Genomic DNA, 15,342 nt, shown 5'->3' with positions numbered 1-15,342 from the left:
CATATAGAGTGTCGCGGCAGCGATGTCATCGCACCAGCAGCGTGACCGCCAAGGGTACCAGGAACGAGGTCACCAAAGCGTTCAGGCTCATGGCGATGCCGGAGAAGACGCCGGCGATCTCGTCGACCTGGAACGCGCGCGCCGTCCCGATGCCGTGCGCGGCAAGGCCCACGGCAAAGCCGCGAGCCCGATAATCGGTGATGCCGGTGCGGTTCATCAGCGGCGTCACGATGATCGCGCCCATGATGCCGGTGAGGATCACCGCGACCGCCGCCAGCGAAGGATCGGCGTGCAGGGATTCGGCGATGCCCATGGCGACGCCGGCGGTGACGGATTTCGGCGCCAGCGACAGCACGACATCGCGCGGCAGTCCAGCGACTTCGGCCAGCAGCACCACCGACACCACCGCCGTGACCGAGCCTGAGATCAGCGCCACCAGCATCGGCACGATGGATGAAACCACGCGCTTGCGGTTCTCGTAGAGCGGCACGGCCAGCGCGACGGTCGCGGGTCCAAGCAGGAAATGCACGAACTGCGCGCCGGCGAAATAGGTCGTGTAGGAGGTGCCGGTCAGGAGCAGGAACGCGCCGATGATCCACGTCGCATGCAGCACGGGATTGGCGAGCGGATGGCGCCGCGTCGCCAGCGACACCGCATCCGTGCTCGCATAGACCAGCAGGGTCACGGTCAGCCATAGCAGCGGGGACTGCGAGAGATAGACCCAGAGCGAGAACGGGTTGTCCTTCATCGCGCGTCCTGTTGCCGCAACAATCGGCTGACGAGGCGGAAGGTCAGCACAGTCGCGAGCAGCGTGACGACCACGGACAGCGCGAGCACGACGACGATGGCGATACCGTGAGACGCGAGGAGATCGAGCTCCTGCACGACACCGACGCCGGCCGGCACGAAGAGCAGCGAGAGATGGACCAGAAGGCCCTTGCTCGCCGTCTCGATGCCGCCATCGCGCAGCGGCCCGCGCGCAAGCAGCGCAAAGCGGTCGCGGGCGAGCAGCACGATCAGGAGCAGAAGAAGTCCGAGCACGGGCCCCGGCAATGGCAGGCCGAGGCCGCGCACGACGGCTTCGCCGATCAACTGGCAGAGCAGGATGAGGCCGAGACTTGCAAGCATGGCGTTCGCATCAAGGGATGCGCCGCCAGGCTTGTCAATCGCCGCTATGCGCGCGACGCGCGCACCTCATGCGAACTCGCAGGGCGAGGCAGCATCGCCATCAGCGTCCCGGTCATCGTGGCGATCAGCGTGGTCTTGCCGTCATGCTCGGCGAAGGCCTTTGCCTCGCAGAAGGTGAGTGTCCGGCCGGGCTTGACCACCTCGGCCTTGAAGACGAAACGCTCGCCCCGGGCGGGTGCGAGCAGCGTGGTCTTGAATTCGACGGTGAGGATGTCGGCCTCCGGTGGCATCAAGCTGTAGGCGGCAACGCCGCAGGCGTTGTCGAGCCCGGCCGTGATGATGCCGGCATGGATGAAACCGTTCTGCTGTGTGAAGGCCGGCGCATGCAGCATCGCCAGCTCGACCTCGCCCGGCGCGAGACGGACGATCACGATGCCGAGCGTGCGCATGGCCGGCTGGCCGTCGAACATGGCGATGGCCGCAGCACGATAGCCCGGGTTTTTCGGCTCGAATGCGGTCATGGCTCATACCTCGGCCGGTTCGACGAGATGCCGCGAGGCAGCTTCGCGGATGGCATCGGCGAACGGCGCGGACTTGCGGAGCTGACGGTCCATATGCACGCCCGTGATCTCGCACGTCGCGGCGATCTCCCCGGTCTCGGCATTCCGCATGTCGTGCCGGAAGCGGATCGACTTGTCGCGGACCTCGAGCAGGTGGCTGTGAATCTCGACGATGTCGCCGGCGAGCAGCTCGCGCTTGTAGGCGATGTTCTGCTGCACCGCGGCCATGCCGCGCCCGGAGCTGCGCAGGTAACTCGGCGTCAGCCCGAGACGGGCGAACAGATTCCAGTTGGCCTCGTCGAACTTGCCGACATACCACATGATGTTCATGTGGCCGACATGGTCGCATTGCCACGGATAAACCGTGCCGCGATAGGTCGCCTCCCGCTCCATCGCAATTTTCTCCCTGCCCGTTCCGTTCTTTGTTGTTGATACGGTAGCGTATCAGGGCTCCGGCGCGTTAGCAATACGGCACCGTATCAAGAACCGGTGAGGCTTCCTTCATGAGTGACGGCAAGGGCGATGTCTGGGTCGAGGCGGGGTTCGCCGAGCTCGCCCGCACGGGGGTCGAGGGTGTCAGGGTCGAGGTGCTCGCCAAGAATCTCGGCGTCACCAAGGGTGGCTTCTACCGCCGTTTCGCCGACCGCGCCGCGCTGCTCGAGACCATGCTGGAACGCTGGCGCGAGGGGCGCGCGGCGTCGATCGCGCAGCAGACGAGCCTCGACGGCGAGGCGCCCCGCGAACGGCTGAAGGCGATGATCCAGCTCTATTCCGAGCGGCTCAATCCGGAAGGCATGGCGATCGAGCTCGCGATCCGGCAATGGGCCCGCTCGGACGAGAACGCCGCGGCCGCGGTCGCGAGCGTGGATGCAGCGCGGCTCAAGCACGTTGCCGAGCTCTATCGCGCGATCGGCTTAGAGGCCGAGGCGGCCGAGGCGCAGGCCTTCCTGTTCTATTGCTTCATCTTCGGCCAGAGCCTGCTGTTCGTCGAGCGCGGCCCGCGCAAGCGTTCGCAGCTCGTGGCGAAATCGGCCGAGAAGCTGTTGGACTAGACGATCGGGTCAAACGAAAATGGCCGGAGCTTTGCTCCGGCCATCGCATCCCGTTCCGTTGAAGCTCAGGCGGCGCCCTTCAGCTTCTTGGTGCATTCGCTGTAATAGCCGCCGCCTTTCTGGATCCACTTCAAGCCGCCATTGCCGTTGGTGGTCTTGTTGGCATTGTACTGGTCGACGCAGGTGTGCAGGCGCGCCTTGCCGGCGGGCTCCTTGGCGTATTTCGGATCGACCGCGTTCGGATAGATCGCGGGGCCGGCCGGCAGCGCCGGCATGGCAGCGGGAGCCGCCTCCTTCTTGGCCTGCTTCGGTTCGGCCGGAGCGGCAGGCGCGGCAGGAGCAGCTGCGGTCGGCGCAGCGGCCGGCGTCGCATCGGCCCCGCACTGGGCCTTGCGGAAGTCGTTCCACTTCATGGTGCCGAGCGAGCCGTCCTTCTTGGCGGCCTGATATTTCGCGCTGCACTCCTGCGAGGTCAGCGCCTGCGCCGGCGCGGCGGCCATCAATGCCACGACACCTGACGCCACAATCGCACACAGCAATTTTGTCTGATTGGTCATCCCTGATCTCCTCCTTGGTCTTCCCTTGATCTTCCCTTGGGGGAAGTGAAACGAGGATTGCTATCCTAGCGTGCCGCCGGCTCGCGACAAGGAAGCGATGGCTTTCGCCGCAAAAATATAGTGATCGCACCGTTGAAATCATTCATGTCGCGTTCAGCATCGCGAGCCGACGTTCCAGCCCTCCGCAATTCTCGCAAGAAGAGTGCAACATCATGACCCTCGCCTCTCGCCTCGCCGCCGCCGCCCTCGTCTCCCTGCTCGCCTCGGGCGCCGCCTTCGCGCAGGCCACCGCGCCGGCCGCCAAGACCGATACCGCTGCCACCGCCGACAAGAAGGCGGCGCCGAAGGAGCGTTCGGCCGAGTCGCTCGAATGCTCCAAGCAGGCGGATGCCAAGGCCCTGAAGGGCAAGGAGCGCAAGAAATTCCGCCGCGAGTGCATGAAGGAAGCCAAAGCCGGCACTGGCGCCCCTGCCGCCGACAAGAAGTAACTCGGTCACAATACGGTTCGCGAGCATCAAGGAGAGGCGTCGCGCATTGCGGCATGACGTAGCCGCAATTGTGCGCCTCTCGCTGATTTGCGATAAGGTGGCGTGAAGCAAATCACCGCCTCCCTGCCGTTCGAATGGCCGAGCCGTGCCAAGATCCTGAGCACGGCGGAAACGCTTGTCATCGGCACAGCCGGCGGCCTGGTGTTTCTCTTCGCCAACCTTCCCGGCGGGTTGATCTCGGGCTCGATGATCGCGGTCGGGATCGCCGCGATCGCCGGCCGCCAGCTGACGCTGCCGCCGATCCTGACCCAGACCGTGCTCGTGCTGCTCGGCATCTCGCTGGGCTCGGTCGTCTCCCGCCATCTGATCCAGCAGGTCAGCGCCTATCCCCTCACGATCGGGCTGCTCGCGCTCGCCACCTTCTGCTCGACCTTCGGCTCGAGCTATTACCTCCAGCGCATCCATGGCTGGGACCGCACCTCGGCCTTCCTCGCCGGCAGTCCCGGCGCGCTGTCGCAGATCACGATCTTGGCCGTCGAGCGGGGCGCCGACCTGCCGGGCATCGCGGTGGTGCAGACCATGCGCGTCATCATCCTCACCGCCGCCCTGCCGATGGTACTGGCACTCGCGGGCGTGGCGCCTTCGGCCGCGCCGTCGCTGGCGACGACGATCGCCTCGCCGCTCGGCCTCCTGGCGCTGGTCGCGGCCTCCCTGGCTGCGGCGCTCCTGCTGCGGCTGGTCAAGTTTCCGGCGAGCTGGATGTTCGGCGCGATGATCGGCTCCAGCGTGCTGCATGGCGCGGGCTGGGTCGAGGGCGGCCTGCCGGATTGGGGGCGCGGCGTGGCGCTGGTCGGCATCGGCGCGCTGATCGGCAGCCGCTTTGCGCGGATGCGGATCAAGACGCTGGCCGGCCACATCAATGCGGCGCTGGGCTCGTTTGCCGTGGCCATCGCCGTCTCCGCGATCTTCGTCGGCATCGTCGCGCTCACCACGCAGGTGAAGTTCTCCGACGTGGTCGTCGCCTTCGCGCCGGGGGCCATGGACGCGATGCTGGCGCTGGCGCTGACACTGCATATCGACCCGATCTTCGTCGGCGCCCATCACCTGTCGCGTTTCGTGTTCGTGACGATCGCAACACCGGGCATCGTGCACCTGTTCGGGCGCACGCAGGACGATGTGGACGACTAGCTAGCTCTTCTCATCCCGAGCTCTCGTAGGATGGGCAAAGCGAAGCGTGCCCACCAGCTATGCCCGCTTCGCCGTCCGCACAAACCCCCACGCGGCGATCGCGGCCATCAGGAGCGAGATCAGCACGTTGTAGCCGGCGAGCGAGAGGCCGAGGAAGCGCCACTGCACCTCGTCGCAGCGGACCACCTTGACCGTGTCGAGCTTCGACAGCAGATCAGCAGCGCTGCCAAGATTGACGACGGGACCGGAGCAATCGGTCGGCCCCTTCCAGAAGCCCCATTCGACGCCGGAGTGGTAGGTGCCGAGGCCGGCATTGGCGAGGGTCGCCAGCGCGAGGATCGCAAGCCCTGCAAGCAGCAGCGGCCGCGGCGCGCCGGCGCGTGCCGCAAGCGCCGTGAGAGCGCCGACCGGGATCGCCAGATAGTAAGCGTAGCGCTGCTCCAGGCACAGCGGACAGGGCACGATTTCCAGCACGAGCTGGAAGAACCAGGCGCCTGCGATCGTGGCCGCCGCGATCAGGGTGACCGCAAGCGAGGCGGCCAGCGCGGAGCTCGTGGCCGCCGGCTTGAACGCGGGTATTGCGGCACTCTGGGTCGTCACGGCAGCCTCTTTCCGATCGGTCGCGCTCCCATGCCTCTAGCCCCGGCCCAAGCGGCTGTCGAGAACGGCCGGGATCACTTTGGCGCGGGTTGACCCCGCCTTGCCCATGGCTATAGTCCGCCGGCTTCGTGACGCCCTCCTTGGAGGGGCCGACCGAGGGCCCCTGTGGCGGAACTGGTAGACGCGCTCGACTCAAAATCGAGTTCCGCAAGGAGTGCTGGTTCGATTCCGGCCAGGGGCACCAACTAGGCGGTTCAGGCCCGTTCCAAATCGTTCGCAGCCGTCCGCGCAGTGCTCGGAAACCCTTGAAAAATAGGCACTTCCGCGTACATTTTCGTTCGTCACCGTTTGTTCTCGTCCGATCCCAGCCGCCCGATTTGCTGGTATTTTTGCTGGTATCGTGCTGGTATCAGGAGAACAAACGTTCACGGCGACTTTCGCTTTTCCGAATGAAGGAATTGAGCAGATGGCCGGCAAGAACGACCGCGCGTGCGCCAATCCCACGCAGATCAGGACCGACGTCGACTGCCGCGCCGCCCGACCGAAATTCGACAATGGCGCGTGGAGCCCCGCCAAGATTTCCGACGTGACCGGCGGCTGGCTATATCTCTTCGTCACGCCGGACGTGAGCAGGCCCGGCGACGCTGCCTCCAAGCTCTGGCGGATGGACTACCGCTTCCACGGCCGCCAGAAAACCTACTCCATTGGGCCTTACGGCAACGGCAAGGATGGCACCTTCTCGCTCGCCGACGCGCGGCGCGAGCGCGACAAGGCCAAAGACCTGCTCAAGGACGGCAAGGACCCGAGCACCGAGAAGCAGCTCGACAAGCACAGGCAGGCGGCCGCCCGGCCTTTCGGGCAATGGGCCGACGAGTGGCTCGCGAAGAAGAAGGTAGAGAAAGTCAAACGCGGCAGGATCGTCGCGGTGCGCGACCCCAAGACCATCGAGGTTCTTGAGCTGCGCGTCGGCTATATCAAGAAGCGCTTCGGCAAGCTGTGCAGGCCGGATATCAAGCGTCCGGACGTGCTCGCCTTCATGCGTTCGTATGAAAACGAGGGAAAGCTGGAAACCCGCGACCGCGTGCGCAGCATCGGTGAGCAAATCTGCGACTATGCCGACGTCGAAGGCGACGGCTATAATCCATTCCGCAATCTGCGTGGGCAAATGATTGCCAACATTTCGACGCCGCGTCCTGGCGTCACCGAGCCACGTGACGTGACGCGCGTCTTCAAGCTCATCAGCGTACCGTGGGCGGCAGCGCGGTTTGGTGACGTTGTTGGCCTTGCCTTGCGCTTCGATGCGCTGACCATTCCCCGCCCCGGCATGGTCAATGAGATGGAGTGGAGCGAGGTCGATTGGGACGCCGCTCGGTGGACTATTCCGGCCGTTAAAATGAAAACCGGTTGGGATCATGTCGTGCCTTTGTCGCGACAGGCGCTCGCAATCCTGCGCAGCGTTCAGAAGTTGACCGGCCATCGCCGGTACGCGTTTTCCTGCTCGAAGGACGCGCCGCTATCAAACAACACGCTCAACAAGCGCTTGCGGCTGCTTGGCATTGACACCAAAACTGATCATTGTGCCCACGGATTTCGGACTACCTTCTCGACCCTGTCTCACCACGAAGAGATCAAAGACGCCAAGGCCTGGGATGGTGATGTCGTCGAGTTGCAGCTTGCGCATCTCGATAACTCTACTGTGGAAGGTCTGTACAAAAGGCATGGACCGCTCGCGCTGATCGGCTCGCGCACCAAGCTGATGCAGCATTGGGCTGATCGAATCGACCACTGGCTAGATCCCAAGAAGGTGATCCCGATCAACGAAGGCGCGCCTGCTTGAAGTCACCTCAAGGCGTTCCCGGTCGCCTGGGCGGACATCGTGATATCGGCGCGCGCCGCTGATCAGACGCAGGCACAAAACTCCGCAAAGCAGTGCTTCATAATCTTTTGGAAGCTTATCCAGATTTCACGCGCCTTCACTCCTGCCGCGTTTCGCTGTTTCGGAGCATGCTTCTCCGAGCATCTTTGCCAAACTACTTTTCGGCGAGCGGGTGCTAGGTGGCCCAGGGGACTTGTGGTCTGGTCTCGAAGGTACGGCATGGCTATACCTCCGCGGCCGATGAGCTGAGCGTCGAGCTTATCGCTGCGCGGACGTGGCCATGCTGGTCAACGCGTATGTCTTCGTGCGGGCGTGATAGCATCAGCGGGGGCACAATCGGCTCGCGTCACGGAAATCATTGGACGTCCTTGTTTCCAACACACCGTGAAGCGCTTGAGGAATGGGATGGCCTGCGCTTCCTCACCGTTTTCGATCGCGCGCCGCTGTTCGTCGACTGGTACAAAGCGGTCGGCATAGACAACAGTAGTTCCTCGCTCGCCCTTGCGGACGTGACTGACCTGCCACTGCGTATTTCCTCCAGAAGGAGTTAGAGTCCGGCCCGAAGAAGGACGGACAGATGAAGCGAGCAAGGTTCACGGAAGAGCAGATTATCGCGGTATTGAAGGAGCATGAGGCTGGGGCGAAGACAGCCGACCTGGCTCGCAAGCACGGTGTTTCCGAGGCGACGATCTACAATTGGAAGGCCAAATTCGGCGGTATGGACGTTTCCGAAGCGAAGCGGCTGAGGGCCTTGGAAGAGGAGAACGCGAAGCTGAAGAAGCTTCTGGCCGAGCAGATGCTCGATGCGGCCGCACTTCGCGAGCTCCTTTCAAAAAAATGGTAGGGCCCGCCGCCAAGCGCGCTGCGATCGCGCATCTGCAGGCCGTCATGAGCCTGTCGGAACGGCGGGCCTGCTCGATTGTGGGGGCGGATCGGAAGATGATCCGCTATCGCTCCAGCCGCCCGCCGGACGCAGTTCTGCGTGGCCGATTGCGCGATCTCGCCAACGAGCGGCGGCGTTTCGGCTATCGCCGGTTGTTCGTCTTGCTGCGGCGGGAGGGCGAGCCATCGGGGATCAACCGGATCTACCGGCTTTACCGCGAGGAAGGGCTCACCGTCCGCAAACGGCGGGCTCGCCGCAAGGCCGTGGGGACCCGTGCCCCGATCCTGGTCGAGGCGAGGCCGAACGCGCGCTGGTCGCTGGACTTCGTCCACGACCAGTTCGCCAATGGCCGACGCTTCCGCATCCTCAACATCGTCGACGACGTCACCAAGGAATGCCTGGGCGCCATTCCGGAGACGTCGATCTCGGGGCGGCGCGTGGCCCGCGAACTGACGGCAATCGTCCAGCGACGCGGCAAGCCAGGAATGATCGTGTCCGACCATGGCACCGAATTCACCTGCAACGCCATGCTCGCTTGGTGCAAGGACGCAGCCATCGATTGGCACTTCATTGCGCCGGGAAAGCCGATGCAGAACGGCTTCGTCGAGAGTTTCAATGGCCGGATGCGCGATGAGCTACTCAACGAGACCCTGTTCTTCGATCTCGATGACGCCCGCGCCAAGATCGCCAACTGGGTCGCCGACTACAATCTCCAGCGTCCCCACTCGTCGCTGAAATACCTGACCCCCGCGGCCTACGCCGCCCACCTCACCGCAACGGACGATCGGCTGCGCAACCCCGACCAGCTCCGCCGATCGTCCGTTGCTCCATCCGCGCCACTTGGCGTACAAAACCGCGAGACTCTAACTGCCGCTGGATGAAAATGCAGTGGCAGGTCAAAATTGAAGAGAAGGCGTGCCGGTGCGCCTGACGCTACGGCAGCGCTGTCGCTATCAATTTTAGCTCACGCAATTGCGACGATCTCGGAGCAATCGGCTTAGATCGGCTTTCGTGCGGCATGCTTCTCTCCCGAACGACCGTCGCTGAGATGATCAATGCGTGGAACGTCTGCCGCTTCTCTCACGGCGATCGAATATCTTGTTTGGCTTCACGACGAGAGCTGCGGGCCTCGCTAATAGCCTCTGGCCCGCGCTAGGGAAAGACCGGAATTTCGTCCATCGCTCCTTTCAATTGGCATTGCCAGGATATTAGTCACCTTGTAAACGAGCCCCATACCATTTCGAGTCGGTTTCAACGACCGCCCGCAGCGGGGGCCTGTAGCTCAATGGTTAGAGCCGGCCGCTCATAACGGTCTGGTTCCTGGTTCGAGTCCAGGCGGGCCCACTACGCTGCAAATAATAATAATTAATACTACTGCAGCAGAAACGGTCCTCTCCACCTCAGGAACGCGGGAAAGCTGCGCTGATTTCGATCTACGTGTTTCCGTTCAGCGCGACCAACCGCATTTTGGTGAAATGATGCGCAGCTGTCGAGTAATTTCACGAGCTCGGCTAAACCCATGCTGCGATCGACGCATAACGCGAGAAGCGAACGCGCAGGCATTCTCGAGTTGACGTGACGATTGCTGTCGCTTGCGGCGGGCGCCTCCAACCTTGGTGTTGTCCATAACAAGCAAGGCTTGTAGATAATCCTGAACTACTTTTGATTGTAAGAGATTTTGGAGGTCGACTCTTGAAGATAAAGTCTATCGCTATCAAGAATTTTCGCTCTTTCAAGAACATGGTGGTTGACCTGGATGATTATACCGCTTTCGTTGGCCCTAACGGTGCCGGAAAGTCCACCGTTCTGTGCGCGCTGAATATCTTCTTCCGTCAGACAGAAGAAGCTCCGACGAATCTCATCGAGCTGGATATTGAGGATTTTCACAACGGAAACGTCAAAGAGCCTGTCGAGATTACGTTGACCTTCCACGATCTTGAACCGGAGGCTCAGGCCGATTTCTCCGAATATTATCGATCAGGCATCTTGGTCGTATCAGCCCTGGCGGAGTTCAGTGAGGCCACCCGCAAGGCACCGGTCCGCCAGTTTGCTAAGCGAAGCGCAATGAAAGAGTTCAGCGAATTCTTCCGCAGGTACAACGATGCGGCGTCGGCGGGGGAATTGGCAGGAATTTATGAGGAGGTTCGAGAGACTCACCCTGAATTTGGCCTTCCCAAGAAGGGCAGCAAAGAAGCAAATCGACAAGCCCTTCGATCCTATGAAGAGGATCATCCTGAGCGGTGTGTTCTGATCGACAGCGAAGATCAGTTCTACGGCTTCAGCAAAGGCGGCGATCGCCTATCCCGCTATATCCAGTGGGTTTACGTCCCAGCCGTAAAGGACGCGACGAAGGAAAATGTTGAAGGCCGCAATACTGCCCTCGGCAAACTCCTCTCCCGGACGGTGCGCTCAAAAGTAAATTTTGAGGGAGAGATGGCCTCGCTAAGGGACTCCACACTCGAGTCTTACAAGAAAATAATCCAGAAGCAGCAAACTGCGCTAGACGATCTCTCGCAGGCGTTGACAGCCAAGCTCGGTGAATGGGCACATCCCGAGGCGGTTGCGAGGCTAGAATGGACCGAGGATCCGATCAAGTCTGTACAAATAGCCGATCCAATTGCGCGGCTCTTCGCCAGCGAGGGAACGTTTTCCGGCGATCTTGCCAGATTTGGGCACGGCCTTCAGCGTTCCTATCTTTTGGCCCTCCTTCAGGAGCTTGCCGCGACGAACGAAGCAGCCCAACCTCGGCTGATCCTTGGGTGTGAAGAACCAGAGCTTTATCAGCATCCGCCCCAGGCACGGCATCTGGCCTCTGTCTTTAAGAAACTGAGCCAGAAAAACGCACAAATCCTGGTTTCGACCCACAGCCCTCATTTCGTGTCGGGGCGGCATTTCGAACATGTACGCCTGGTTCGCAGGGATGAAAGAAAAAAGGAATCCGGCATACGTGGGACCACCTGTGAAAAGGTTGCCCGTAGATTATCCGAAATCTCCGGAGATAAGGTAGCGCCCATTGAAGCCGAGCGCGCCCAGCTCCACCAAGCCCTGCAACCCCATATAAACGAGATGTTTTTCACGCAGAAGCTGGTGCTCGTGGAGGGGCTGGAAGATACGGCTTACATCACGGCGTGGCTCGCATATTCGAACCTGTGGGATGACTATCGTAAGTCCGGATGCAACATCTTCGTCGCGAACGGAAAGAGCTCGCTCATAGAGCCGCTTCTCATAGCGAAGGAACTTGGGATTCCGACATTCGTCGTCTTCGATGCCGATGGGGATGTGCAGGACCCGGGGCGACGAAACCTTCATAAACTGGACAATCTGAAAATTCTTACCCTGTTGGACGGTGATGTAAACACGCCTTTTCCAGACAATCCGGTGTGGACCAGCAGCTATGCCGTCTGGCCGGAGAATCTCGGCTCTATTCTCAAGCAAGAGGCTGGCGCAACGTTGTGGGACAGCTCCTATTCGGCGGCAACGAGGGGATTGGGCAATCCGTCGGGCAGCTTCACCAAGAATACGGTCCATATCGGCGACCATCTGGCGATCTTGAGAAGCAAAGGCGCAAAGATTCCCACGCTCGACCGGCTTTGTGCAGCGATCCTAGCGCTGACATAGGAGACTTTGAAAATGATGGATTACGTGAAAGTGAGGTCCAGCACCGTGGCAGCGGTCGGCTACGACGACTCGGCAGGGGCTCTCGGCGTGCAATTCGTCAACGGCAGTGAGTACCACTACTTTGCCGTGCCTAAGTCCCTGTTTGATGGCCTTAGAAATGCGTCCTCGGTCGGGAGCTACCTGAACAAATTTGTCAAGAATGCCGGTTACCAGTTCAAGCAAGTCAGATAGAGGAACGGCACGGAAGGACAGAGACACAATATGATCGAGCCAACCATCACCTGCCCGAAGTGCAGCAGCGAGATAAAGCTGAGCCAGGCAGGTTGGTGGCGATCCGCAAAGAAGAAGAACAGCCGCTTGACCTTCACGCTGCGGCATTCGGTCAGTAATTTCTGCAAACGTCGAGGGCTGAGATTGGCAAGGCGCTGCATCAGCATATCGGCCTGATGGAAGCTCTCGTGCTTCGGGCGCTCGTCGAGTATTCGAGAATGGCCCGCTCCGGCGTCGATACTGCAAGGGGCCAATCCCACTGACCCCATGATTGGACTATCCAGTTTTCACTGGGGCCGCTTTCGGGTTCGCTTTTGGCCTGGCCGAGATTCGTAAGAGGTTCGAGCGGTAAACCGTGGCGAAAGAGCTTGCGATCGTTGTGGTAGAGAAATTGAACATCGAGACTAAGCTTGTTCAGCCACTGCGGCGGTCGTTTGGGGCCGTAGAGATGAACCTGTCTGATGTTCTGAACCAGATAATGGGCGTATCCTTGTCCTTCGAGCGCCGTAAACAAGCAGCGGATAAGAGAGTATTGTCTGAAGTGAGATGACCCCTTGCTGCCAGGAAAGAGCACCACGAGGCCGACGGTACACTCCACGCGTCGGCTGCTTAAGCCAGCCCGCACTCACATAATGATTGAGCAATTGCCGGAAATAGCCGCGGATCCTGAGCCATGCAGCATCGACAAGGACTCCCTCGCAAGCTCTCTTTCGAGGCGGTTCAAAAATCGCTGATTTTGTCCAGCCATTACTTTAGCACATCTTTAAACCAAGTTCCTAGTTTGAAAAACACCCCTTAAGACAAGCCAAACTAGACAAAGGGTTGATATTGTAAACCACTAGGAGGGGCCTTCCAAAGGCGATCCGACGTTCGGAGTGGTTGCGGGAGCTGGATTTGAATCAGCGAATCGGCAAAAGGACCCCGGGCACAGCCCAGATCAATCGAAACGGTTCTTCCTTTTTGTACGCCACAGTAACCCAGCAGCCATATCTGCCCACTTGATTTCTTTCTTGCTAGAGCAGCCTACGATCTTATCGCCTCAGACTGACCGTGGTTCGGGACCGAGGGATGAGCGGCAAGCGCGAAAAGACTCCGATCGAGCCCTTGGAGTCGCTGCCGTCTGCCACGAAGCGCCGTCGTAAGAACCGTGGCATGCCGCCGCCGGCGACATTCGATATCGATACGCTGCCGGGTAGCTCTAACCTGACCGCACTAGAGGCAGCCGCGGTCATCCGTCGCACGCCCGGCGCATTGGAGCAGTGGCGGCGCGATCCGAACCACCCCCTGAAATGGCGTTACGTCGACGGCCGGCCACTCTATCGTGTTGATGCGGTGCGTGACTATCTGGCCAAGTGCGACAAAACCCCTAAGACGCCTCAGCCGCATAGTGCTCACGGAGACGCCCGAGGAGCTCGGCCTTGATCGGGTCAAGCGGATTCGTCCGCTGAAGGCGCACGACTTTGCCGACCCGTTTTGCGCCGACCAACTCCGCAATGTAGTCGTGAGCCGCTTCGAACGCCATCTTGCGGATGATCCATTGTTCGTCGTGATTGTAGACCTGATCGATTCCGCTAGGTTTTTGCCCGACACACAGCCGCTGGATTTCGTTGTCATAGCCACAGCGTGACATGACGGTGCGCAAGCTGCGCCTTAAGTCATGCATGGTGAACTTGGCGACGCTCGCTTCCTTGACCAGTCGGTTGACCATCTTGGTGAAGCCGGACATCTGGCCGCCGGTCTTCGGTGACGGGAAGACATAGTCGGAGGTTGCCCGCTGGAAATGTTTCGCGGCCGCGAGCACCTCGTTAACCAGGTGAGTGCGCGGTACATCGTGGTGCAACCCCATCTTGGTCCACGCCGCATCGAAGGTGATACGGTCGTCCATGATGTCCTTTCGCCACTCGATCATGGTAGGCTCGCTGCGGCGCGGGCCACCAAGCAGGCACATGCGTGCCAGGAGACCGAAAGCCCCGAGCTTGCCGCATGCATCCCAGACCTTGATGATTTCTTCATCGGTCAGCGCGCGACCCTTCGTTCGGCGTCCGACCCTTTGCGCGCGGGTTTCCTTGGGCGCGCGATAACCGGCGAGCACGTTGTGCTCGACGTAACCTTCGCCGACGCACCATTCGAGGAAGGTATGCACGTGCTTGCGCAAGTCCCTAGCTGCACCGCGCTTGCCAGTCTTGGCAATCTTGTCGACCGCAGCCATGATCTGCCGTCGCGTTAGGTCCCCCACACCGCTTTCGGCGTGATCCTTGAGCCCGCGCCGCAGCGCCGACATTGCTGGCTTCCAGTTGACGACTTGACGTTCGGTCAGGGAGGTTTGGTAGGGACCATCTTCAACAATGAGGGTCGCGAGCGTGGTGCGCTGCTTCTCGGCTACCTGTTGCCGCCTCGCCTCGCGCTTCGCGTCGTTCGGGTCCAAGCCCTTGACGACCTCGCCTGCGGCGATGGTGGCGGCCTTGCGCGCGGCCTTCTCATTATATTTGGGCCACGCGCCAAGGGTCTTGCGCTGGGTCCCCCTAACCCCCGGCTTGGTGAAGAGGTAGACCCAGGTCCGGCCGCCGGTGTCGCGCATGCGCAAGGCGAGGCCCGGCAGCTTGTCGTCGTGGAGATAATGCTGCGCCTTACCCGGCGGCAGCGTTGCGTTGCGGATCACCGCATCGGTGAGTGTCAGCTGGTTGGCCGGCTCTGTCATGATTTCTCCCCTCTCTCTGTGGGCCGGTATGCCCCGCAAGAAGGGCGTCAGCCCTCGAACAGAACCGGGCCTCAGACCTTCCCCTTGCCGTGTGCCCGCGCAGGGAGGATCCACACACCCAAAAAGAACCGGGTCTCAGACCTCCCGCCGGTTTTGTGCCCCAAGGGAAAATCCGCGGCGGGCACAACGGGGGCATACAAAATGTAGCAAGGTCACCTGTGGCCCTTTATGGCCGACAAGGCCATAACCCTACTTACTCAAAGGGATTTTTACATTTCAACTATGGCCGGATTTGGCTGGCTCAGGTCTACGGATTGTGGTTCACACGGGAGAGGTCCAAGGTTCGATCCCTTGTGCGCCCACCATCCATCCCCCTGACCCCATGCTGGTTGCGGACGATCATCCACGCTTGGAGGCGTTCGGC

Annotated in this window: 16 protein-coding genes, 2 tRNA genes and 1 pseudogene; 9 read left to right on the top strand and 10 right to left on the bottom strand. The window is 61.1% G+C overall.

Translation table 11 applies throughout. The annotated features are described in order from the left end of the window. Nucleotides 1-25 precede the first annotated feature (25 nt). From N2603_RS07655 to N2603_RS07640, 4 genes are read right to left on the bottom strand one after another with little or no spacing between them, the layout of a single operon-like run. The gene (locus tag N2603_RS07655) at nucleotides 26-748 is read right to left on the bottom strand and encodes an LrgB family protein (protein ID WP_260388274.1); all 723 of its coding nucleotides are present in this window, start codon (nucleotides 746-748) and stop codon (nucleotides 26-28) included. Next, entirely contained in the window at nucleotides 745-1,128 is a 384-nt protein-coding gene (locus N2603_RS07650) for a CidA/LrgA family protein (RefSeq protein WP_018646490.1), read from the bottom strand. The genes N2603_RS07655 and N2603_RS07650 overlap by 4 nt, the downstream gene beginning before the upstream one ends. A gap of 44 nt (nucleotides 1,129-1,172) precedes the next feature. Beyond that, nucleotides 1,173-1,649, bottom strand: a complete 477-nt coding sequence (locus tag N2603_RS07645; protein WP_260388273.1) for a PaaI family thioesterase — start codon at nucleotides 1,647-1,649, stop codon at nucleotides 1,173-1,175. 3 nt (nucleotides 1,650-1,652) lie between these two features. Next, nucleotides 1,653-2,081 (bottom strand): acyl-CoA thioesterase, encoded by a 429-nt coding sequence (locus N2603_RS07640; protein ID WP_260388272.1) that lies wholly within the window; start codon nucleotides 2,079-2,081, stop codon nucleotides 1,653-1,655. Nucleotides 2,082-2,191: 110 nt separating this feature from the next. Between N2603_RS07640 and N2603_RS07635 the strand changes: the two genes are divergently transcribed. Next, nucleotides 2,192-2,740, top strand: coding sequence for a TetR/AcrR family transcriptional regulator (locus tag N2603_RS07635; RefSeq protein ID WP_260388271.1), 549 nt, complete (start codon nucleotides 2,192-2,194; stop codon nucleotides 2,738-2,740). 65 nt (nucleotides 2,741-2,805) lie between these two features. Here N2603_RS07635 and N2603_RS07630 read toward each other — a convergent pair whose 3' ends face one another. Further along, complete coding sequence (locus N2603_RS07630; RefSeq protein ID WP_260388270.1) at nucleotides 2,806-3,297, bottom strand: hypothetical protein; 492 nt, start codon at nucleotides 3,295-3,297, stop codon at nucleotides 2,806-2,808. Nucleotides 3,298-3,509: 212 nt separating this feature from the next. On the opposite strand from N2603_RS07630, the gene N2603_RS07625 reads away from it, so the two are divergent. Both N2603_RS07625 and N2603_RS07620 read left to right on the top strand, forming a co-directional pair. After that, nucleotides 3,510-3,785: a PsiF family protein gene (locus N2603_RS07625; RefSeq protein WP_260388269.1), complete on the top strand. Its 276-nt coding sequence runs from the start codon at nucleotides 3,510-3,512 to the stop codon at nucleotides 3,783-3,785. A 102-nt stretch (nucleotides 3,786-3,887) separates the two neighbouring features. Next, the gene (locus tag N2603_RS07620; RefSeq protein ID WP_260388268.1) at nucleotides 3,888-4,973 is read left to right on the top strand and encodes an AbrB family transcriptional regulator; all 1,086 of its coding nucleotides are present in this window, start codon (nucleotides 3,888-3,890) and stop codon (nucleotides 4,971-4,973) included. Between the two features lie 57 nt (nucleotides 4,974-5,030). Here the strand turns inward: N2603_RS07620 and N2603_RS07615 are convergent, their stop codons facing one another. Beyond that, nucleotides 5,031-5,573 (bottom strand): disulfide bond formation protein B, encoded by a 543-nt coding sequence (locus N2603_RS07615; RefSeq protein ID WP_260388267.1) that lies wholly within the window; start codon nucleotides 5,571-5,573, stop codon nucleotides 5,031-5,033. 159 nt (nucleotides 5,574-5,732) lie between these two features. Between N2603_RS07615 and N2603_RS07610 the strand changes: the two genes are divergently transcribed. Beyond that, nucleotides 5,733-5,817, top strand: a tRNA-Leu gene (locus N2603_RS07610). A gap of 222 nt (nucleotides 5,818-6,039) precedes the next feature. Further along, a complete protein-coding gene (locus N2603_RS07605; protein WP_260388266.1) occupies nucleotides 6,040-7,410 on the top strand; it encodes a tyrosine-type recombinase/integrase in 1,371 nt (456 codons plus the stop codon). Nucleotides 7,411-7,829: 419 nt separating this feature from the next. On the opposite strand, the pseudogene N2603_RS07600 reads toward N2603_RS07605, so the two are convergent. After that, nucleotides 7,830-7,961, bottom strand: a pseudogene (locus N2603_RS07600) (ArdC-like ssDNA-binding domain-containing protein); the annotation flags it as partial. A 65-nt stretch (nucleotides 7,962-8,026) separates the two neighbouring features. Between N2603_RS07600 and N2603_RS07595 the strand changes: the two are divergent. The 4 genes from N2603_RS07595 (at nucleotide 8,027) to N2603_RS07580 (ending at nucleotide 12,181) form a co-directional block, all read left to right on the top strand. Next, nucleotides 8,027-9,213, top strand: a protein-coding gene (locus tag N2603_RS07595; protein ID WP_260386094.1) for an IS3 family transposase whose coding sequence is annotated in 2 segments (ribosomal slippage) — nucleotides 8,027-8,279 and nucleotides 8,279-9,213 — 1,188 coding nt in all. Because the reading frame shifts where the segments join, the coding sequence is not laid out codon by codon here. 390 nt (nucleotides 9,214-9,603) lie between these two features. Beyond that, nucleotides 9,604-9,676: transfer RNA gene (locus tag N2603_RS07590), tRNA-Ile, on the top strand. A gap of 348 nt (nucleotides 9,677-10,024) precedes the next feature. Beyond that, entirely contained in the window at nucleotides 10,025-11,950 is a 1,926-nt protein-coding gene (locus tag N2603_RS07585; protein ID WP_260388265.1) for an ATP-dependent nuclease, read from the top strand. A gap of 12 nt (nucleotides 11,951-11,962) precedes the next feature. After that, nucleotides 11,963-12,181: a KTSC domain-containing protein gene (locus tag N2603_RS07580; protein ID WP_260388264.1), complete on the top strand. Its 219-nt coding sequence runs from the start codon at nucleotides 11,963-11,965 to the stop codon at nucleotides 12,179-12,181. Here N2603_RS07580 and N2603_RS07575 read toward each other — a convergent pair. The 3 genes from N2603_RS07575 to N2603_RS07565 all read right to left on the bottom strand — a co-directional run bounded on the left by N2603_RS07575 (nucleotide 12,157) and on the right by N2603_RS07565 (nucleotide 14,918). Next, the gene (locus tag N2603_RS07575; protein WP_260388263.1) at nucleotides 12,157-12,489 is read right to left on the bottom strand and encodes a type IV toxin-antitoxin system AbiEi family antitoxin domain-containing protein; all 333 of its coding nucleotides are present in this window, start codon (nucleotides 12,487-12,489) and stop codon (nucleotides 12,157-12,159) included. The two genes, N2603_RS07580 and N2603_RS07575, sit on opposite strands and share 25 nt — an antisense overlap. 135 nt (nucleotides 12,490-12,624) lie before the next feature. Beyond that, nucleotides 12,625-12,864, bottom strand: coding sequence for an AbiEi antitoxin N-terminal domain-containing protein (locus N2603_RS07570; RefSeq protein ID WP_260388262.1), 240 nt, complete (start codon nucleotides 12,862-12,864; stop codon nucleotides 12,625-12,627). Nucleotides 12,865-13,586: 722 nt separating this feature from the next. Continuing rightward, nucleotides 13,587-14,918: a tyrosine-type recombinase/integrase gene (locus tag N2603_RS07565; RefSeq protein WP_260388261.1), complete on the bottom strand. Its 1,332-nt coding sequence runs from the start codon at nucleotides 14,916-14,918 to the stop codon at nucleotides 13,587-13,589. Nucleotides 14,919-15,342 lie beyond the last annotated feature (424 nt).

This window comes from Bradyrhizobium huanghuaihaiense (assembly GCF_025200885.1).
Lineage (GTDB): Bacteria > Pseudomonadota > Alphaproteobacteria > Rhizobiales > Xanthobacteraceae > Bradyrhizobium > Bradyrhizobium huanghuaihaiense.
Note: the sequence above shows the minus strand (reverse complement) of the source record. Positions and strands in the feature narration are given on the sequence as shown.